Source organism: Streptomyces sp. NBC_00872, assembly GCF_045161915.1.
GTDB lineage: Bacteria > Actinomycetota > Actinomycetes > Streptomycetales > Streptomycetaceae > Streptomyces.
Map to the genome: position 1 here is coordinate 8622550 of NZ_CP108806.1, position 20457 is coordinate 8643006.

9 protein-coding genes are annotated in these 20457 nt (G+C 72.5%); 6 read left to right on the plus strand and 3 right to left on the minus strand.

Annotated elements, in window-relative coordinates:
- Positions 1–16 precede the first annotated feature (16 nt).
- The 3 genes from OG214_RS36740 to OG214_RS36750 form a co-directional block, all read right to left on the minus strand.
- On the minus strand, positions 17–655 hold the full coding sequence (locus OG214_RS36740) for a DUF6629 family protein (RefSeq protein ID WP_405987237.1): 639 nt from the start codon (positions 653–655) through the stop codon (positions 17–19).
- A 134-nt stretch (positions 656–789) separates the two neighbouring features.
- Positions 790–2286 (minus strand): DUF6056 family protein, encoded by a 1497-nt coding sequence (locus tag OG214_RS36745; RefSeq protein ID WP_405987238.1) that lies wholly within the window; start codon positions 2284–2286, stop codon positions 790–792.
- Between the two features lie 183 nt (positions 2287–2469).
- Positions 2470–3453, minus strand: coding sequence for a glycosyltransferase family 2 protein (locus OG214_RS36750; RefSeq protein WP_363084704.1), 984 nt, complete (start codon positions 3451–3453; stop codon positions 2470–2472).
- A gap of 561 nt (positions 3454–4014) precedes the next feature.
- Here OG214_RS36750 and OG214_RS36755 point away from each other — a divergent pair.
- The 6 genes from OG214_RS36755 to OG214_RS36780 all read left to right on the plus strand — a co-directional run bounded on the left by OG214_RS36755 (position 4015) and on the right by OG214_RS36780 (position 20338).
- On the plus strand, positions 4015–11280 hold the full coding sequence (locus tag OG214_RS36755) for an SDR family oxidoreductase (RefSeq protein ID WP_405987239.1): 7266 nt from the start codon (positions 4015–4017) through the stop codon (positions 11278–11280).
- Positions 11281–11285: 5 nt separating this feature from the next.
- On the plus strand, positions 11286–15962 hold the full coding sequence (locus OG214_RS36760) for a beta-ketoacyl synthase N-terminal-like domain-containing protein (RefSeq protein WP_405987240.1): 4677 nt from the start codon (positions 11286–11288) through the stop codon (positions 15960–15962).
- The gene (locus OG214_RS36765) at positions 15962–16312 is read left to right on the plus strand and encodes an acyl carrier protein (protein WP_405987241.1); all 351 of its coding nucleotides are present in this window, start codon (positions 15962–15964) and stop codon (positions 16310–16312) included. The genes OG214_RS36760 and OG214_RS36765 overlap by 1 nt, the downstream gene beginning before the upstream one ends.
- Before the next feature lie 3 nt (positions 16313–16315).
- Positions 16316–17125, plus strand: coding sequence for an alpha/beta hydrolase (locus tag OG214_RS36770; protein ID WP_363084375.1), 810 nt, complete (start codon positions 16316–16318; stop codon positions 17123–17125).
- On the plus strand, positions 17122–18348 hold the full coding sequence (locus tag OG214_RS36775; protein ID WP_405987242.1) for a glycosyltransferase: 1227 nt from the start codon (positions 17122–17124) through the stop codon (positions 18346–18348). Before OG214_RS36770 ends, OG214_RS36775 begins: the two co-directional genes overlap by 4 nt.
- A gap of 88 nt (positions 18349–18436) precedes the next feature.
- The gene (locus OG214_RS36780; protein WP_405987243.1) at positions 18437–20338 is read left to right on the plus strand and encodes an ABC transporter ATP-binding protein; all 1902 of its coding nucleotides are present in this window, start codon (positions 18437–18439) and stop codon (positions 20336–20338) included.
- Positions 20339–20457: the final 119 nt, after the last annotated feature.

Here is a 20457-nt window from a genome sequence, read left to right on the forward strand (position 1 = left end):
TCGGCCGTAGGGCGGTTCAACCCTCGGCGGGAGACGGCGGGTTGGCGTCCGGTGGCCGCCGCGGCCGCAGAAGCAACAGGGCGGACGCCACCGCCGCGAGCGCGCACCAGGTGGAGAGGAACTCCAGCCGCCACAGCACCGCGCAGAGGAGCGCTCCGCATGTGACGACCGCGCCCAGCAGCCGCACGGACGGATCTCCGCCCAGAAGCAGTGATCCGAGGGTGGCGACGAGATAGCCCGCGACGACCAGAGGCGCGTACGGAACGTCGACGGCGTAGCCGAGGGTGTGGCCGCGGATCTCGGCGCGTACGGTCCGGGTGGCGAGGCAGTACACGAGGACCGCGGCGGTCGCCGCTCCGGCGAGCGCCGGAACGGCCAGGCGGCGCCGTGCTTCCGGCGGCGCGGCGAGCAGCACGGCGAGCGGCACCCATACCGCCAGTACGGGCAGGGCGATCACGGCCCAGGCCAGGGTGGCGGGACCCGTTCCCCCGCCGGTCCGCCAGACGACGGACTCGATGCCCTGGTGGAGTCCGAGGAGCAGCGGGAGCGCGGCGAGCGGCAGATCGCGGAGATGCCGCACCCGCGCCACGCAGACCGCCCCGACCACGGTGATCCCGGTGCCCGCCACGAGATCGGCTGTCGCGCTCCAGCACATGAGACCGTCCCGGATGATTGGCGAATCGGAGAATCGGAGAAAATGAGGACCACTCGGAACGGACGCCTCGTCAATTCCCCTGCACGGACCGGTGGATCATGTGTCCGCTCGCGCGTCCGGGCGTTCCGCCGGTGTCAGGGCAGCCGCCGCGCGTCGGTGATCCGCTCCAGGTGGTAGTAGTCGGCGACACACCCGGCCGGCCAGGTCCGTGACCCCGGGCCGCCGAACGGTTCCCCCATCCCGCTGATCGGCAGCCGTGTGTACGGGACGATCCGCGCGCCCCGCGCCGCCTCGGTGCGCAGCCGCAGGTCCTGGCGGTCCCATCGCTCGGCCCGTACCCGCATGTCATGGCCCAACTGTGCGAGTGGGGAGGCGAGTTGGAAGCAGACAGCTCCGCAGACCGCCGCACCGGCCGCCGCCGTCAGGGCCGTTGGCCACGCCCGTCGGCCCCGGCGTCGGCCCCGCACCCGGCCTTCGCTTTGTGTCCGGCCTTCGCTCCGTGTCCGCTCCCGTGCCCGTGCCTGTCCTCGTACGCAGGCGCGTCCCAGCAGGACACCGATGCCGGTGAGCAGCAGTACATACAGCAGGAGGTAGTCGTTCCAGGTCCGTGACGCGCCGGTCACACGGGCGCCGAACAGCGGATAGGTGATCACGGTGCAGAGATATCCGGCGACAAGGAAGGTGAGGGCGCCCGCGCAGACCAGGAAGAGCGGCCGGCGGGGCAGCAGCACCGGAGCGTTTCCCGCCCCGCGCCCGTCCCCCGCTCCGGCACTGGCGCAGAGACCGAGCAGCACGCCCACCGCGACCGCCCCCAGATACTGCCATGTCGTCAGGACGGTGCCGAGGATCTCCAGGAACGCGCGCAGCGACTCCAGCAGCGAGTCAGGAGCGACCATCGAGGCGGTTCCCGCGCCGAACCGCTCGCGGCGGTTGCGCGATCCGGGGGAGGTGAGCAGGACCAGTGCGCCGGCCCCCGTACCGGTCAGGCCGGCCAGACACCAGACGCGCGCGTATCTCCGTACCCGAGCGGTGAAGATTCCGCCGCTGAGCAGAAGAACGGCCGTGAGCACCACCAGCGCGACGGCCGACGCCTCCTCGGAGAGTGTGCCGATGAAGCATCCCGCCAGGAACGCGGTGGCGACGGCGGCGGCCCTGGCCGTACGCGAGCGTGCCCACCGGAGCGGAATCGCCGCGGCGCAGGCCAGGACGGGCGCCACCGTGTGCGAGACGGAGGAGGCGGGCCAGTAGAACGTCTTGTAGGTGTTGGGGGTCGCGAGCAGGAAGACCACCGTGACCATGGATGCCACGAGCAGCGGGACCCCGCGCGGCGCCGTCCGTCCCGCCGCGCGCAGCAGCAGACCGGTTCCCGCCCACAGCACACCCAGCACGACCACGGCGCTGACCGGAGCGAACCACTGGTGGCCGGTGGCCCCGGACTTGGTGTAGAGCCCCACCAGCAGACCGTTGCCCACCCGTCCGTTGTCCACGGTATAGAACTTCTCGACCAGCCCGGAAATACCGTTGTCCCGCACCGTGGGCAGAAAACACCACTCGTCAGCACTGGGACGGACATAACCGCCGAGCCAGGAAGCCGTGCCGAGAAGGGCGAGCGGCAGCGGCAGGAGAACCATCACCCAGAATTTGATCGGTGAACGTACAAATGTTTCGCGGCCGTTGTCCGGTTCTTGGCGGGATTTCCCGCCCTGCTGTCTCGGGATGGCGACGCTCGAAGCGCCCGCGGCCATGTACACCACTGCCTTTCGCACGTGATTCGAACCGTCGTCGGCACGCCGGCCGGACGAGGGTGGCCGGAATCAACCCTCCGAGCGCGCCTGCCCGACGGACGTCGCGGAGGGGCGGCCACGTACGGACGCGCGGGATTCGTCCGTCTCCCGCACCACGTAGTGCGGACGGCGCTTCGCCTCGTGGTAGATCCGCCCCACGTATTCCCCGATGATGCCGAGCGTCGCGAGCTGGATTCCGCTGAGTGCCACAATGGCCGTCATCAGCGTGGTGAAACCGGGCGCGTCGACCCCGTTGAGTGCGACATTCGCGATGATCCAGAAGGCGTAGAGGAGCGCGGAGAGAAAGAGCCAGAGGCCGGTGTGGATCGCCAGACGCAGCGGTCGGCTGTTGAACGAGAGCAGTCCGTCGATACCGTAGTTCAGCAGATTCCGGCCGCCCCATTTGGATGTCCCGGCGGCCCGTCGCACATTGCGGTAGGTGAAGCTCACGGTCTCGAAGCCGATCCAGGAGAAGATCCCCTTGGAGAAGCGGTTGCTCTCCGGCAGTGCCAGCACACTGTCCACCGCATGGCGGGACAGAAGTCTGAAGTCCCCTGCCCCGTCTACGACTTGGACATCCATACAGCGGCGTACCAGCCGGTAGTAGAGACGGCTGAGCGCGGTGCGCAGGACGCCTTCGCCCGCCCGGTCGCGCTGTGCCACCACCTGGTGGTATCCGTGCCGGTGCAACTCCAGCATGCGGGGGACGAGCTCGGGGGGATGCTGGAGATCCGCGTCCATCAGAACCACGGCTTCGCCCCGGGACATACGCAGTCCGGCGAGCATGGCGGCTTCTTTACCGAAATTGCGGCTGAACGAGGTGTAACGGACCCGTGGATCGCTTCCCGCGAGTTCGCGCAGTCGCTGTCCTGTCCGGTCGCCGCTGCCGTCGTCCACATAGCAGATCTCAAACGTCTGCCCGGTCGGTTCGAGGGCGGTCACCAATGCCGTATGAAAGGTCCCGATCACCTCGCTCTCATTGAAACAGGGTACGACGATTGATACCTGAAGCATGGTCATCCCATTCCATGTCCCGTAATACGGGTGTTCGATCCGTGTCGGCCTGGATGAAATACCCACCGTCCCAGGAGTGTTGTTCGAAGCGGCTGTCCGGTAATCCGCACCATAGAATTTATCGATCTGCCTCTCAAGCGTCGCGGCGGCATGGCGTCCATCCCGCTGAGACGTTTCTTCGGGATCGGACGACGTCCCGGACGGATGTGCTCCGTTGTCGTCCCGGGGGGTTACGTCACGCCCCGTAGGCGGTACCGTCGGACGGTCCAATGGGCTCCCGGGCCGTTGTGACCTTCGGCACAGTCGCAGCCCTGGATGCAGAGCTCGCATTTCATGGGCATGACAGCGCGATATCGCGCACGTGAGCCCTGGATGGCGTCCTTGAAAAACGTCCCTTTGCTGTCGGCTCATCGAAAATCTTCCACTACCGCACGTGATTGATGATCGACGGAGAGTCACGCGTCGCGCAGTGTGACCGTTTGACCCCGGGGAAGCCGGGCCAGTTAACTACCCGCCAGTACCTACCCGACGGTCAACCCCCCACTTGATTCGGGAGACTTCATGCCGATGCCGGAACCCGGCGCGTCCATCGAGTTCTCGCTGACACACTCGGTCATCGTCGTCAATCCGCTGCACCGGCCGTCGCCACGGCTGACGGCCCTCGCCGCCCGGTCGGGCGCGATCGGCGTGCTGGAGCTGTCCCTCGATGACCCCCGAGATGTCGCCGAGACACTCGACCGCACCCGCCGCTGGTCGCCGCTGCCCTTCGGAGTCCGGATACGCCCCGGGTGTTCCGTGGCCGTCTCCGATCTGCCCGACGCGGTGGACACCGTCCTGCTGGCGGATCCCGGACGCTCGCCCGCCGAGTTCGCCGGCCGTCGTGTCCTGGTGGAGGTGACCGATCTGGCGGGCGCCCTGCGCGCCGTCGCCGACGGGGCCTCGGGACTGATCGTCCGCGGCGCCGAAAGCGGCGGTCGCGCGGGTGAGTTGAGCACCTTCGTGCTGGTGCAGCAGATACTGGCCGACCCGTCCGTCGCCCTGCCCGTCTGGGCGTGCGGCGGCATCGGGCCCCACACGGCCGCCGCCGTCGTCGCCGGGGGCGCGGCCGGTGTCGTACTGGACACCCAGCTCGCGCTGTTCGACGAGGCGGGGCTGCCCGCGGAGATCACCGCCGCGCTCACCGGGCTCGACGGCTCCGAGACCGTCCTCCACCACGGGACACGGGTGCTGCGCCGCCGTGGCCCCGGAGCTCCCGAACTCCCCGAAGACCCAGCCGAGTTCGCGGCCAGGGTCGGCGGTGACGATCCGCGGACCCAGTTCCTGCCGGTCGGTCAGGACGCCTTCCTCGCCGCCGCCTTCGCGGAGCGCTGGGGAACCGTGGGCGAGGCGGTCCGTGGTGTCAGGGCCGCGATGACCGCCGCCGTGGCGGACGACGAGCCAGCCGCCGCGCTGGCCGCGGGATCGCCGGGCGCACAGGTCCTGGGCACCCGACTGCCCATCGCCCAGGGGCCGATGACCCGGGTGAGCGACGAGCCCGACTTCGCCGCCGCCGTCGCGGCCGGGGGCGCGCTGCCCTTTCTCGCACTGGCCCTCGCGAGCGCGGAGCGCACCCGCTCGATGCTGGAGCGCACCCGTGAGGCACTCGCGGACGCGCCCTGGGGCGTCGGTGTGCTCGGATTCGCCGACGAGGAGATCAAGACCGCGCAACTCGATGTCGTACGGGAGCTGAAGCCGACCCACGCGATCATCGCGGGCGGCAGGCCCGCCCAGGCCGCCGCGCTGGAGGCCGAGGGCATCACCACCTTTCTGCATGTCCCCTCGCCCGGCCTGCTGCGGCAGTTCCTCGCCGCCGGAGCGCGCCGGTTCATCTTCGAGGGCGCCGAGTGCGGCGGCCATGTCGGACCGCGCAACAGCTTCCCGCTCTGGCAGGCCCAGACCGACGTACTGCTGGACTTCCTCGCCGGGTCCGGTCCCGAGGCGGCCGGTGAGCTGACGGTGCTGTTCGCCGGCGGTATCCACGACGAGCGCTCGGCCGCGATGGCCGCCGCCCTGGCCGCCCCGCTGACCCGCGCCGGTGTCGCGTTTGGTGTGCTGATGGGCACCGCGTATCTCTTCACCGAGGAGGCCGTGGCGGCCGGGGCGATCCAGCCGCTGTTCCAGCGCCGGATCGTCGCCGCCGAGCGCACCGATCTGCTGGAGACCGCGCCCGGCCACGCCACCCGGTGCGCGCACAGCGCCATCACCGAGGACTTCGCGGCACTCAAGGACGAACTGCGCGGGCGGGGCGTGCCCGACCGCGAGATCTGGGAGCACCTGGAGCGGTTCAACGTCGGCAGGCTGAGGCTCGCCAGCAAGGGGATCGAGCGGATCGGTGACGAACTGCTCCCGGTCGACGAGACACGCCAGGCCGACGAGGGCATGTTCATGGCGGGCGAGGTCTGTGTGCTGCGCTCCGCCACCACCAGCGTCGCCGCCCTGCACGACTCCGTCGCCGACGGGGCCGCCGCGTGGCTGCGCGACCGCGCCGCGGGACTGCGCACCGCGCTCGGTCTCACCGGCACCGTCGAGGAGCCCGCCCCCGCGCCGCTGCGGATCGCCGTCGTCGGTATGGCGGGTATGTTCCCCGGCGCCCCCGACCTCGCCGAGTTCTGGGCCAACATCCTGGCCGGCAAGGACTGTGTGACCGAGGTCCCGGCCCATCGCTGGGACGCCGAGCGGTACTACGCGCCGGACGGCGACGGTGAGCGCACCCCGTCGCGCTGGGGCGGCTTCCTGCCCGAGATCCCCTTCGACCCGCTGCGCTACGGCATCCCGCCGGCCTCACTGGCCAGCATCGAACCCGTACAGCTGCTCGCGCTGGAGGCGGCGCGGCGCGCGCTGGCCGACGCGGGATACGCGGGCAAGGGCACCGATCACGCCCGTACCTCCGTGGTGTTCGGCGCGGAGGCCGGCAGCGATCTGTCCAACGCGACCACGCTGCGCACGGTGCTGCCCGGCTATGTCGGCACCATCCCGTCCGCGCTCGACGAGCAGTTGCCCCGGCTGACCGAGGACTCCTTCCCCGGGATGCTCGCCAATGTCATCGCGGGCCGGATCGCCAACCGGCTCGACCTCGGCGGCGCCAACTACACCGTCGACGCCGCCTGCGCCTCCTCGCTCACCGCCGTGGACGTGGCCTGCAAGGAACTGATCACCGGTACCAGCGATCTGGTGCTCTGCGGCGGCGCCGACCTGCACAACGGCATCAACGACTATCTGCTCTTCTCCTCGGTGCACGCGCTCTCCCCGACCGGCCGCTCGGCCACCTTCGACGGCGCCGCCGACGGCATCGCGCTCGGTGAGGGCGTGGCCTGTGTGGTGCTCAAGCGGCTGGCCGACGCCGAGCGGGACGGCGACCGGATCTACGCCGTGATCGACGGTGTCGGCAGCGCGAGCGACGGCCGCGCCCTGGGCCTGACCGCGCCCCGCCCGGCCGGTCAGCGCGCCGCGCTCACCCGCGCCTACCGCAACGCCGGGGTCTCACCCGCCGACGTCGGTCTGATCGAGGCCCACGGCACCGGCACCGTCGTGGGCGACCGTACCGAACTGGCCACCCTGACCGAGGTGTTCACCGAGGCCGGGGCCGAGCCCGCCAGTTGTGCGATCGGCTCGGTGAAGTCCCAGATCGGACACACCAAGTGCGCCGCCGGACTGGCCGGACTGATCAAGACCACCCTGGCCCTCCACCACGGGGTGAAGCCGCCGACGCTGCATGTACGGCAGCCCAACGCGGCCTGGGACGGCGGGAGCAGCCCGTTCGTCTTCCACACCGCCGCCCGGCCCTGGGCCGCGGAGCCGGCCGAGCGCGTCGCGGGCGTGAGCGCCTTCGGATTCGGCGGCACGAATTTCCACGTCGTTCTACGCGCGTATGACCAGCCGCCACCCGCGCACTCCCTGGACACCTGGCCGGCCGAACTCTTCACCTTCCGGGGCCGGGACGCCGAGGCGGCGCGCCGCTCCGCCCGCGCGCTGCTGGAACTCCTCCGGCGCGGTGGGCAGTGGCGGCTGCGTGACTACGCGCGTCATACGGCCCGCCGCAGCGATCAGGCGGCCGGCCGCGGCGAGTCCGTACGGATCGCCCTTGTCGCGGACAGCCTGGGCGGACTCGCGGAGCTGCTGCGCCGGGCCGTCGAGGGAGAGCAGGACCCGAAGGCGGGTCTCTACACGGCCGACGAGACCACGGGCGGTCCGGGCGGCTCGGTCAATCCGGACGGTACGGGCGGTCCGGGCGGTTCGGACGGCACGGGCGGCCCGGTCTCCGGTGAGCTGGCGTTCCTCTTCCCCGGACAGGGCAGCCAGCGCCCCGGGATGCTCGCCGAACTCTTCGTCGCCTTCCCCGAGTTGCAGCGCCATCTCCAGCTCGGCGCCCGCTGGGCGGACACGCTCTACCCGCCCGCCGCCTTCGACGAGGAGGGCAAGGCGGGCCAGCTCGCCCGTATCACCGACACGGCCGTCGCCCAGCCCGCGCTCGGTGTCGTCGAGCTCGCCGCCGCCGAACTGCTGGCCTCCCTCGGGATACGCCCCGCCATGGCCGCGGGCCACAGCTACGGCGAACTGGTCGCCCTCGGAGTGGCCGGCGCGCTCGCGCCGCGGGACGTCCTCACCGCCAGCGCGGCCCGCGCCGAAGCCATCCTGGCCCAGGTCGAAGGGGGCGACCCCGGCACCATGGCGGCCGTCTCCGCCACGGCCGAGCAGGTCGAGGAGGTGCTGCGGACGGCCGGTCTCGCCGAGGCCGTCGTCGCCGCCAACCGCAACTCCCCGGAGCAGACCGTCATCTCGGGACCCACCGAGCCGATGGGCACCGCGGTGGCACGGCTGCGCGACGCCGGGTACGCGGCCAAGCCGCTCCAGGTCGCCTGCGCCTTCCACAGCCCGCTGCTGGCCGGGGCGGGCGAAGCCTTCGCCGAGAGCCTGGCCGGAATGACCGTGTACGCACCGGCCTTTGACGTCTGGGCCAACCGCACGGCCGATCCGTATCCGGCGGACCCGCAGGCGGTACGGGACGGGCTCGCGGCACAGATCGGCGCGCCCGTCCGGTTCACCGAGCAGATCGAGGCCATGTACGCGGCCGGCGCCCGGGTCTTCGCGGAGGTGGGTCCCGGCCGGGTGCTGAGCCGGCTGGTCTCCGCCGTCCTGGGCGACCGCCCGCACCGTGCCGTGCCGCTCGACGGCGGCCGGGGAGCCGGACTGACCGGCTTCCTCTCCGCACTGGCACAGCTCGCCGTCAGCGGAGTCGATGTCCGCACCGGCCGGCTCTTCCAGGGACGCGACGCGGTCGACCCCGAGACCGCCGTGGCCGAGCGGGCCGCGGGCTGGACCGTCGACGGCCAGCTCGTCCGCCGCGCCGACGGCACCATTCCCCCCGACGCCCTGCACCCCGCCCGACCCGTTACGGAGCTGATCGTGCCGGAGAACTACGCCCCCCAGGGCGCCGCCGCGTCCGGACCGGACGCCCTTGTCGCCGAGTTCCTGCGTACCAGCCGGGACCTGGTGGCGGCCCAGCGAGATGTCATGCTGAGCTATCTGGGCGGGCCCGTGGCCGCCCCGGCCGAGCGGCCCCTCGCCTACGCGGCGGCCCCGGTGACCGTTCCCGCCGCACTGCCCGCCCCCATATCCCAGCCGGCCCTCGCGGTGAGCGCCGCGCCCGCCGCGCCCGCCGTATCCGTGGCGGTCCCGGCCGGGCCCGCGACGGACCGGGAGTCCGTACTCGCGTCGGTCCTCACCGTGGTGGCGGAGCGCACCGGCTACCCCGTGGAGATGATCGAGCCGGAGCTTGATCTGGAGGCGGATCTGAGTGTGGATTCGATCAAGCGGGCGGAGATCGCGGGTGAGTTGGCGGTCCGTCTGGGTCTTCCGGTTGGCTCGGGTACGGATATCGACGGTCTGAGCGCCGCCCGTACCGCCGCCGGGATCGCCGCGCTGCTTGTCACCGCGTTCGGCGAGCGGACCACCCCCGTCACCGGCGCGGCCCCCGTGGCTCTCCTGTCCGGTACGGCTGGTCCGGCCGGTCCGTCCGGTCCGGCGATGGACCGGGACGCGGTACTGGGCTCGGTCCTCGCGGTGGTGGCGGAGCGCACGGGTTATCCGGTGGAGATGATCGAGCCGGAGCTTGATCTGGAGGCGGATCTGAGTGTGGATTCGATCAAGCGGGCGGAGATCGCGGGTGAGTTGGCGGTCCGTCTGGGTCTTCCGGTTGGCTCGGGTACGGATATCGACGGCCTGAGCGCCGCCCGTACCGCCGCCGGAATCACCGGACTCCTCGTCGATCTGCTCGCGGGCCCGGCGGAGACGGCCGCTCCCGCTCCCGCCCCGGCGCCGTCCGCCGAGCCGCCCACGACCGCGGAGGCCGAGATCCTGGCCCCGCAGCGGCTGGAGTTCACCGAGACCGAACTGCCCGAGGTGACCGGCTCCGTCGAGAGCGGCGGTACGGTCCTGCTCCTGGGCGGCGGCGAACTGGCCCCGGTGGTGGCCGAGCGGCTGCGCGCCGCCGGCGCCGTCCCCACGCTCGTACCCGCCGGTGAACTGCCGGGGACCACCGCCGACGCGGTGATCCATCTGGACCCCCTCGTCACGGCCGAGTCGCCCCTGCCCGAGGCCTTCCCGCTCTACCGGAGCGTGCTGGCGGGCGCGCCGCGCCGACTGCTCGCCGTCGAGCGAAGGACCGAGGGCGCGGCCAGCGGGCTGCGCGGCTTCTTCCGCAGCGTCGCCCGCGAGTATCCGGACCTCACCGCGACCCTGGTCGAGGTGGCGGCCGGCGCCGGACCCGAGGAGGTCGCCGCAGCCGTCGTCACCGAACTCGCGGCCACCGACCGGGAACCGGTCGTCCTGACCGGCGGCGGCACCCGGCGCGCCCTGCGGCTGACCCCCACCGATCTGGGCGCGCTCGCCGCCACCGGCGCGGGCCCGGCCGGTGACGGGGTCGCCGAGGCCGAGGCGGCCGGGCTCGACCGCGACGCGGTCGTCCTGCTCGTCGGCGGCGCGCGCGGTATCACCGCGCGCTTCGCCCGTACGATCGCCTCCGTCAGCCGGTGCCGTATCGAACTGATGGGCCGTACGCCGGTCCCCGCCGGGGCCGAGGACCCGGTGACCGCCGGAGCCGCCGACCGTGACGCGCTGCGCGCCGCCTTCCTCCGCTCCGGGATGACCTCGCCCGCCGAGGTCGAGCGCCGGGTGTCCGCCGTGCTCGCCGCCCGCGAGGTCCGTGACACGGTCGAGGGACTGCGGGCCCTCGGCAGCCAGGTCCGCTACCACTGCGTCGACGTACTCGACACGGAGGCCGTCCACGCCACGGTCAAGGACATCCACGCCGAGCACGGCAGGCTCGACGGGGTCGTCTACGCGGCCGGGGTCATCGAGGACAAGCTGATCGCCGAGAAGCCCGTCGAGTCCTTCCGCCGGGTCTTCACCACCAAGGTGGGCGGGGCGCGCGCGGTGCTCGACGCGGTCGGCGCACTGCCCACCGGACCCCGCTTCGCGGTGCTCTTCGGCAGTATCGCGGGCGCCCTCGGCAACCGCGGCCAGTCCGACTACGCCGCCGCCAACGACGCGCTGGAGGAGCTGGGACGCCGCTGGTCCACCCCGGAGCGGCGCGGACTGACCGTCCACTGGGGCCCCTGGGCCGCCGCGGAGACCAACGGCGGCATGGTCACCCCCGAACTGATGCGCTCCTACGCCGCCCGGGGGATCAAGCTGATCGACCCCGAGGAGGGGCCGCTGAGCCTGCTGCGTGAACTCGCCTGGGGCGCGCCCGAGGTGCACGCCACGGTCTACACCGCGTCGGGCTGGTGACCGCCGTGTCCTCCCGCACCACGGCCGCCCCACCGGTCGCCACGGGGGCCGCCGCACCCATCGCCATCGTCGGTATGGCCGCGTTCTTCCCGGGCGCCAAGGACCTGGACGGCTACTGGCACAACATCGTCAACGGCGTCGACGCGATCACGGACGTGCCCGCCGACCGGTGGGACGCCGAGTTCTACGCGCCCGACGGACCCCGGCGCAGCGACCGGGTGTACTGCAAGCGCGGCGGATTCATCGACCAGGAGACCGAGTTCGACGTCGCGCGGTTCGGCATCATGCCCGCCTCGGTGGCGGGCACCGAGCCGGACCAGCTCATCGCCCTGGAGGTCGCCCACCGTTCCATCGAGGACGCCGGCGGGGATTCCGTACTCCCCGCCGACCGGCAGCGGGCCGGGATCGTCCTGGGCAGGGGCGGCTATCTGACGCCCGGTCTGGTCCGGCTCGACCAGCGGGTACGGACCGCCGGCCAGCTCGTCCGTACGCTGCGCGAGCTGGCGCCCGAACTCGGCGAGGACCGCATCGAGGAGGTCAGAGCGGCCTTCGCCGGGCAACTCGGCCCCGAACAGCCCGAGTCGGCCATCGGTCTGGTGCCCAATCTGGCCGCCTCACGGGTCGCCAACCGGCTGGATCTGCGCGGCCCCGCCTACACCGTGGACGCGGCTTGCGCCTCGTCGCTCGTCGCCGTCGACCACGCGGTCCGTGAACTGGCCGCGGGGCGCTGCGACGTGATGCTGGCCGGCGGGGTGCACCACTGCCACGACATCACCCTGTGGAGTGTGTTCAATCAGCTCGGGGCGCTCTCCCCGAGCGAGCGGATCCGTCCGCTGCACCGTGACGCCGACGGGGTGCTCATCGGCGAGGGCACCGGTGTGGTGGTCCTCAAGCGGCTCGCGGACGCGGAGCGCGACGGCGACCGTGTGTACGCCGTGGTGTCCGGGACCGGGGTGGCCAGCGACGGCCGCTCGGCCAGTCTCTTCAACCCCGACCCCGGCGGGCAGGTCCGCGCGGTCCGGCAGGCCTGGGACGCGGCGGGTCTCGATCCGCGCGCGGCGGACGCCCTCGGGCTGCTGGAGGCCCACGGCACCGCCACCGTCGCCGGTGACCGGGCCGAACTGACCACGCTCACCGAGGTGTTCGGACCGGCGGTGGGCGAACGGGCCGTCATCGGCTCGGTGAAATCCATGATCGGGCACACCATGCCCGCGGCCGGGATCGCCGGACTGATCAAGGCCGCGCTCGCGATCCACCACGGAGTGCTGCCGCCGACCCTGCACTGCGACGAGCCGAACCCGGCCCTGGAGGCCACCAGGTTCGCGCCGCTCGCGAAGGCCACGGCCTGGGAGGACAGCGGCACCGGGGTACCGCGCAGGGCGGGTGTCAACGCCTTCGGCTTCGGCGGTATCAACGCCCATGTGGTCCTGGAGCAGGCGGTGACAGCCGTCGCTCCCGTGGCAGGGGCCCCGGTGGCCGGTGCGGCTGGTGGGGTCCGCAGGGCCCGTACGACGGTGAGCGAGCCGGAGCGGGTGCTGCGGCTCGCCGCGTCAGGACCGGCGGAGCTGGCCGCCCTGCTGGCCGCCGACGACTCCGCGGTACTGGCCGCCGGGCTCGACGAGCGCGCCCCGGCGGCGGGCCCGGTCAGGCTCGGCATCGTCGATCCGACCGAGCGCCGGCTGAAACTGGCCAGGAAGGCGGTCGCCAAGGGCGTGCCATGGCGGGGCCGCAGCGATGTGTGGTTCAGCCCGAGCCCGCTGCTCGGCCCGGCCGGCGGCCGTACCGCCTTTGTCTTCCCCGGCCTCGAAGCGGAGTTCGAGCCCCAGGTGGCCGGACTGGCCGAGCGGTTCGGTCTGCCCTGGTCACCGGGGCAGGACGCGCGCGTCGGTGATGTCGGGCGGCACGGGGCTGCTGTGTTCCAGCTCGGCCGGATGCTCGACACCGCGCTGCGCGGGCTCGCCGTCGTCCCCGACGCGGTCGCCGGGCACAGTGTGGGGGAGTGGACCGCCATGGCCTGCGGCGGCATCCACGCGGCGGACGAGGTGGACGCCTTTCTCGCGGGCTTCGACCCGGACGCGCTGCGTGTGCCAGGAGCCGTCTTCGGGGTGCTCGGTATGCCCGCCGAGCGGGTGCTCGCCGAGCTGAACGGGCGTACCGATGTGGTGCTCTCGCACGACAACGCGCCCAACCAGTCGATGATCTGCGGCCCCGAGGAGGCCGTGACCGAGCTGATCCAGCTCTTCAGGACCAGGGGGGTGATCGGGCAGGTGCTGCCGTTCCGCTCCGGCTTCCACACCCCGATGCTCGCGCCCTACCTCGGACCGATCCGGCGCGCGGCGGAGGCCTACACCCTGCATCCCCAGACCACCCCGGTCTGGTCGGCCACGACCGCCGCGCTCTACCCGGACGAGCCGGGCGCCGTACGGGAGCTGTTCGTACGGCATCTGCTCGAACCGGTGCGGTTCCGTCTGCTCGTCTCCGCCATGCACGACGCGGGATACCGCGCCTTCGTCCAGCTCGGCGCCGGTCAGCTCGGCTCGCTGATCGACGACACCCTGGCGGGCAAGGACCGGCTGGTCGTCTCCGCGCACTCCTCGGCCCGGGACAGCCTGGCGCAGCTCCGCCGGGTGGTCACCGCGCTCTGGGTGGACGGCGCGTCGCCCGACGTGACCCCGCTGCTGGCGCCGATGGCCCCCGTCGCCGCCACCGCCACCGCCGGCGCCACGGTGTCGGTGTCGGCCCCGGCGAAGGCGCGGCCGTCGGGCCGGGGGGTACGACTGGACCTCGGCGGGGCCCTGGTGTCGCTGCCCGAGGAGGCCAGGAACGTCCTCACCGGCAGGGCCGCCCGTACCCCCGCCCCCGCCCACGTCGCCCCGGCCGTCGCCGCCGGCAGCGCGCTGGATCTGCTCGGCCGGGCGGGCAGCCGCTTCCCGGTCGCCGCCGAACTGTCCGCGCTGCTCCAGGACACCGCGGCCGTCGCGAACGAACTCATCGGTGCCGGCGCCGCCCGCGGGGGCGCCCCGCGCGCCCTGGTCCGTCCACCGGCCCCGCCGGTAGCGCCCGCCTCGCCGCCCGCCTCGCCGCCCGCCTTGCCGCCCGTCTCGCCGGCCGGACCGCCGGTGGTCCAGGAACCGCTGTCCGTCCCCGCCGTACTGCGCGTGGATGTGGCGGAGATGCCGTATCTGCTCGACCACTGCTTCTTCCGGCAGCGGCCCGGGTGGCCCGACGACGCCGACCGCTGGCCGATCGTGCCCGCGACCACGGTGATCGCCCATCTCATGGAGATCGCCGAGCGCGCGGTCCCCGGCAGGCGCGCGGTCGCGGTGCACGAGGTACGGCTGCTGAAGTGGATCGAGGCCATGCCGGCCGTCGAGGTGCCGGTGGAGGTACGGCGGCTCTCGCCCGACCGGGTCGAGGTGAGCCTGACCGGTTTCTCCCGGGCGGTGGTCGAACTGGCGGACCGTCATCCGGCGGCCCCGGAGCGCTGGCCCGTCGACCCGGCCACCGAACGTGTCCCCGCTCTGCGGGCCGAACAGCTCTACAGCGAACGGTGGATGTTCCACGGCCCGCGCTTCCAGGGCGTCAGCGAACTGACCGCCATCGGCGATCTGCATGTGCGCGGAGTCATCACCGCGCCGGAGGCCCCCGGTGCGCTGCTCGACAACGTGGGGCAGCTGCTCGGCTACTGGATCATGGCGACGCTCACCGAGCGCACCACGGTCTTCCCGGTGGGGATGGAGCGCATCCGCTTCCACGGGCCCGGTCCACGGCCGGGGGAGCGGCTGGTCTGCGCGATCCGGATCACCGAACTCACCGAGCTCACCCTCACCGCGGACATGCAGCTCATCAAGGACGGCCGCGTATGGGCGGAGTTCACCGGCTGGCAGGACCGCCGGTTCGACACCGACCCCAATATCCGCGAGGTGGACCGCTTCCCCGGCGAGCACACACTCTCCTCGGCGGAGCCCGGGGGCTGGACGCTGGTCCATGAGCGGTGGCCCGATCTGGCCACCAGGGAACTGATGATGCGCAATGTCCTCGGCGGCGAGGAGCGCGCCCGCTACGAGGCGCTGCCACCGGTCCGCAGACGGCAGTGGCTGCTCGGGCGGATCGCCGCCAAGGACGCCGTGCGCGGGGTGCTCTGGGGCGAGGGGGCGGGCGAGATCTATCCCGCCGAGATCGCCGTCGACAACGACGCCACGGGCCGCCCGCTGGCCCGGGGTGTGCACGGGCGCGCGGTGGGCGAGCTGACGGTGTCGATCGCCCACTGCCGTGAGACCGGGGTCGCGATCGCCCGGCGCGGACCGTGCGGGATCGATGTCGAGGAGATCACCGAACGGCCCCGGTCCACCGCCGAGACGGCGTGCGGACCGGCCGAACTGGCCCTTCTCGACAGCCTGGTGGCCGGATCCGCGGAGAGTGCCGCGGTGTGGTTCACCAGGTTCTGGGCGGCCAAGGAGGCCGTCGCCAAGGCACGCGGGACGGGGCTGGGCGGGCGCCCGGCCGGGTTCCGTGTGGTCGCCGCGGAGCACGACCGGCTCCGTGTGGTGACCGAGGGCCGGTCGTACGAGGTGGATGTACGGGAGGTCGCCAATCCACGGGGGCTGCCCGAGCGGCGGTATGTCGTCGCCTGGACGACCGGTGACAGCACGACCGGTGACAACACGACAGGAGAGTTCTGATGAGCACTGAGGCGATCGGCTTCGCGACCGTGGAGCCGGGGGAGCGTACGCCACTGGGCGGCGACGGCGACACCGTACTGGCCGACATCACGGGCATGCTCCGTGAGCTGCTGGCGGAGGACGGTCTCGACGACGCGGAGATCACCCGGGAGACCACCTTCCACGACGATCTCGAACTGGAGAGCATCGACCTGGTGACCCTCGCCGGGTCACTGCGCGAGCACTACGGCGACCGGGTCAATGTCGCCCTCTTCATAGCCGATCTGGAACTCGACGAGATCATCGCGCTCACCGTCGGTGAGCTGGCCGACTATGTCGCGGCGTCGCTGCGCGCCGGTACGGAGGGCTGACCCATGGCGAAGATCAGCACCGGTGAGATCACCACCCATGTCCAGCGGCTGCCCGCGGCCAACCCGCCCGCGGACGGCGGCGAGCCGGCCGTCGTCGTGTTCGTGCACGGCCTGCTCACCGACAGCCTGGCCAGCTACTACTTCACGCTCGGCCCGGACTTCGCCGCCGCCGGGTACGACGTGATCATGTACGACCTGCGCGGTCACGGCCGCAGCGACCGCCCGCCCACCGGCTACCGGCTGGAGTCCTTCGTCGCCGATCTCGTCGGGCTGCTCGACGCGCTGGACGAGCGGCGCCGGGTGCATGTGGTCGGCAACTCCTTCGGCGGTACGGTCGCCGCCGCCCTCGCCGCGTGGCACCCCGAGCGGGTCGCCACCGTCACGATGATCGAGTCCGAGCCCCCGGTCGAGGAGTGGACCAGGCATATGGCCGACGGTCTGGCCGACGCCAAGAACCAGCTCGTCCGCGAGGAGGTCATCAGCTGGATCTCGGCCAAGCACGGCGCGCACACCGCCCGGCTCTCCCGGGGCGCCGGCCGTATCCTGCGCACCACCACGCTCGCCGAGGACGTCCCGGCGGGCCGGGTCATCGGCGACGACCTCGACGCGCTCGGCTGCCCGGTGCTGGCGATCTTCGGCGACGAGTCGGGGCTCAGCGCCCAGGTGCCCAGTCTGGAGGCCAAGCTGGCGTCCTGCCGCACGGTGGTCCTCACCGAGCAGGGCCACTCCGTCCTGGTGGAGCGGACCGAGGAGACCCGGAACCTGATCCTGGAGTGGGTGGGGGAGCACACGCTGGCCGGGGCGGTGCGGTGACCCGCTTCCTGCTGGTCGTCCCGCCGCTCGTCGGACATGTCAACCCGCTGGTCGGGGTCGCGGCCGAACTGGCCCGCCGGGGCCATCAGGTGGCGTGGGCCGGCCATGCCGACCAGATCCGCCGGCTGGTCGGCGCGGATGTCACGGTGTACGACTGCGTGGTGCCCGGCGGCGGACTGAGCAGACCACCCGGGCTCACCGGGCCCGCCGCGTTCCGCTTCCTGTGGGCGGAGTTCTTCGTGCCGCTCGCCGACGCGATGGCGCCCGGTGTCGATGCCGCGATCGACGCGTTCCGGCCGGACCTCGTCCTCACCGACCAGCACGCCGTGGCGGGCGCGCTGGTCGCCGAACGCCGGGGTGTCGTCCATGTCACCTCCGCCACCACCTCGGCCGAACTCGTCGACCCGCTGGCCGGGATGCCCAAGGTCGGCGCCTGGCAGAGCGAGCTGCTGGGTGCTCTGCGCGCGCGGATCGGTGATCCCGCGCGTACGGGCGACCCCCGGTTCTCGCCGTACGGGGTCATCGCGTTCACCGGGCGCGAACTGCTCGGTGACGCCCCGCCGCCGAACGAGCGGACGTACCTGGTCGGTCCGGCCATCGCCCCGCGCGCGGACCGCTCGGACTTCCCCTGGGACGAGCTGGATCCGGCACGCGCCACGGTGCTCGTCTCGCTCGGTACGGCCAACGCGGACGCGGGCGGCCGGTTCCTCGCGGAGGCGGTCACCGCGCTCGACCGGCTCCGCGACCGGGTGCAGGGCGTCGTGGTCGATCCCGGCCATACGCTCACCGAGGTGCCGCCCGGCGTACTGGTCCGTGAGCATGTGCCCCAACTCGACCTGCTGGCACGGGTGGACGCCGTCGTCTGCCACGGCGGCCACAACACCGTGTGCGAATCGCTCTGGCACGGGCTGCCGCTGGTGCTCGCGCCGATCCGGGACGACCAGCCCATCGTCGCCGGACAGGTCGTCGACGCGGGCGCGGGGGTACGGGTCCGCTTCGGCCGGGTGGACGCCGCCCGGCTGGGCGCGGCCATCGAGACCGTACTGGACCCGGAGAGCGGTCACCGGGCCGCCGCCGAGGCCATCGGCCGCTCCCTGCGCGCGGCGGGCGGCCAGTCGGCCGCCGCCGGACATCTGGAGCGGATCGCGGCGGCTCCGCCCTCCCTGACGGTGTCCGCCACCGTCCCCGCCCCGGCCACCGCCTCCGTGTCCGTATCTCCCTGACCGATCTGACCGACCTGCGATCTGACCGCCAACCCGCCCCCTCGGCCCGCCACACCGAACATCTGCCCGCGACCCCGGGATCTTCCCTATGACAACCGCTCCCCCACCCACCGCGGTACCCCCCACGGCCCCAGGGCCCCCGGCCGAGGCGCCGTCCGACGCGCCTCCCGCGACAGCCCCGCTCCGGGTGCTGCTCCGCTACGCCCGCCCGCACCGGCTGGTGCTCACCGCGACCCTGCTGCTGGTCCTGGCGGCCAGCGCGGCCGGACTGGTGCAGCCGCTCGTGGCCCAGCACGTCCTCGACGGACTGAGCGAGGGACGCGGGGTGTTCGGCCCCGTCCTCCTGCTCGCCGCACTTGTTGTCCTCGGCGCCGGACTCACCGGGCTCCAGTCCTGGTGGCAGCAGCGGACCTCGGAACGGGTGGTCCGGCAGATCCGCCGTGACCTGGTGTTCCGGCTGATCCGGCTGTGTGTGCCCGAACTCGACCGCCGCCCGCCCGGCGATCTCATCGCCCGGGTCACCTCCGACAGCGCCCTGGTGCAGAACGCCGCCACGGAGGGGCTGGTGATGGTCGCCAACGGTGTGCTCAGCATCCTCGGCGCGGTGGTCCTGATGGGCGTGGTCCATCTCGGACTGCTCGGGGTGACGGCCGGCGTCCTACTCGCCGTCGCCCTGGTGATGGTGCTCATCCTGCCCCGTATCCGGGAGGCGGTCGCCCGCTCGCAGGAGTCGGTCGGCGCGGTCGGCGCCGCACTGGACCGCACCCTCGGAGCCGCCAGGACCGTCAAGGCCAATGGCGCGGAGGGCCGTGAGACCGCGCTCGCCGGGGAGGCGATCGAGGGCGCCTACCGCGCGGGACTGACCGGCGCCCGCTATGTGGCGATGGTCAAGGTCCTCTCCGGTGTCTCCATCCAGGCCGCCTTTCTCGCCGTGCTCGGTGTGGGCGGGGCTCTGGTGGCTTCGGGCGATCTCGACGCGTCCGCGCTGATCGCCTTCCTCCTCTATGTCTTCTATCTGGCGAGCCCGGTCGGCTCCCTGGTGGCCGGGCTGAGCATGCTGCAACAGGGGCTCGGCGCCGTCGGCCGTATCGAGCAGGTCAAGCACATGCCGGTCGAGGACGATGTCGACACCGCCGACACCGCCGACACCACCGGTACTGCCGGTTCCGCCGGTTCCGCCGGGGCGGCGGGACCGCGCCCGTCCGGCGCGCCACCGGTGGAGTTCCGGGACGTACGGTTCTCCTACCCCGGCCGGGGACCCGCCCTGCGCGGGATCTCGTACACCGTGCCGGGCGGCACCCAGACCGCGCTCGTCGGCCTCTCCGGCGCGGGCAAGACCACGATGTTCTCGCTGCTCCAGCGCTTCCACGAACCGGCGTCGGGCCGGATCCTCATCGACGGCGTGGACATCGCCACCCTGCCCCGGGCCGAGGTGCGCCGGCGGATCGCGTATGTGGAACAGGAGTCGCCCGTCATGGCGGGCACGATCGAGGACAACCTCCGGTACGCGGCCACCGGCGCCTCGGACGAGGACATCGCCGAGGTGCTGCGGCTGACCCGGCTCGACACCCTGATCGAGCGCCTTCCCGACGGGCTGCGCACCGCGGTCGGCAACCGTGGCGTCACCCTCTCGGGCGGCGAGCGGCAGCGGCTGGCCATCGCGCGGGCCCTGCTGCGCCGGCCCGAGGTGCTGCTGCTGGACGAGGCCACCGCCCAGCTCGACGCGAGCAACGAACGGGCGCTGCGGGAGGCGGTGGACCAGGCGGCCCGTCGCTGCACGGTGATCCTGATCGCGCACCGGCTGTCCACGGTCACCGAGGCGGACCAGATCGTGGTGCTCGAACACGGACTGGTGCGTGCCGCGGGAACCCACCGCGAGCTGGTGGAGGCCGATGTCCTCTACCGCGAACTCGCCTCCTCCCAGATGCTGGTCAACGAGCCGGACGGCGGGAGCGGCGGTATCGGCGCACTTGTCGAGACGCCGAGCTGATTCGTACGGCGTTCATTCGTGCCGAGCTGATTCGTGCCGAGCTGATTCGTGCCGAGCTGATTCGTGCCGTGTTGATTCGTGCGCGCCGAATGGTGGCGCGCTGAATCGTGAGGAACGGA

What these genes read in the sequence shown, in the direction of transcription:
- OG214_RS36770 (WP_363084375.1), top strand. Translation starts at nt 16,316, where the DNA reads ATGGCGAAGATCAGCACCGGTGAGATCACCACCCATGTCCAGCGGCTG.
- OG214_RS36740 (WP_405987237.1), bottom strand. Translation starts at nt 655, where the DNA reads ATGTGCTGGAGCGCGACAGCCGATCTCGTGGCGGGCACCGGGATCACC.
- OG214_RS36780 (WP_405987243.1), top strand. Translation starts at nt 18,437, where the DNA reads ATGACAACCGCTCCCCCACCCACCGCGGTACCCCCCACGGCCCCAGGG.
- OG214_RS36765 (WP_405987241.1), top strand. Translation starts at nt 15,962, where the DNA reads ATGAGCACTGAGGCGATCGGCTTCGCGACCGTGGAGCCGGGGGAGCGT.
- OG214_RS36755 (WP_405987239.1), top strand. Translation starts at nt 4,015, where the DNA reads ATGCCGATGCCGGAACCCGGCGCGTCCATCGAGTTCTCGCTGACACAC.
- OG214_RS36745 (WP_405987238.1), bottom strand. Translation starts at nt 2,286, where the DNA reads ATGGTTCTCCTGCCGCTGCCGCTCGCCCTTCTCGGCACGGCTTCCTGG.
- OG214_RS36750 (WP_363084704.1), bottom strand. Translation starts at nt 3,453, where the DNA reads ATGCTTCAGGTATCAATCGTCGTACCCTGTTTCAATGAGAGCGAGGTG.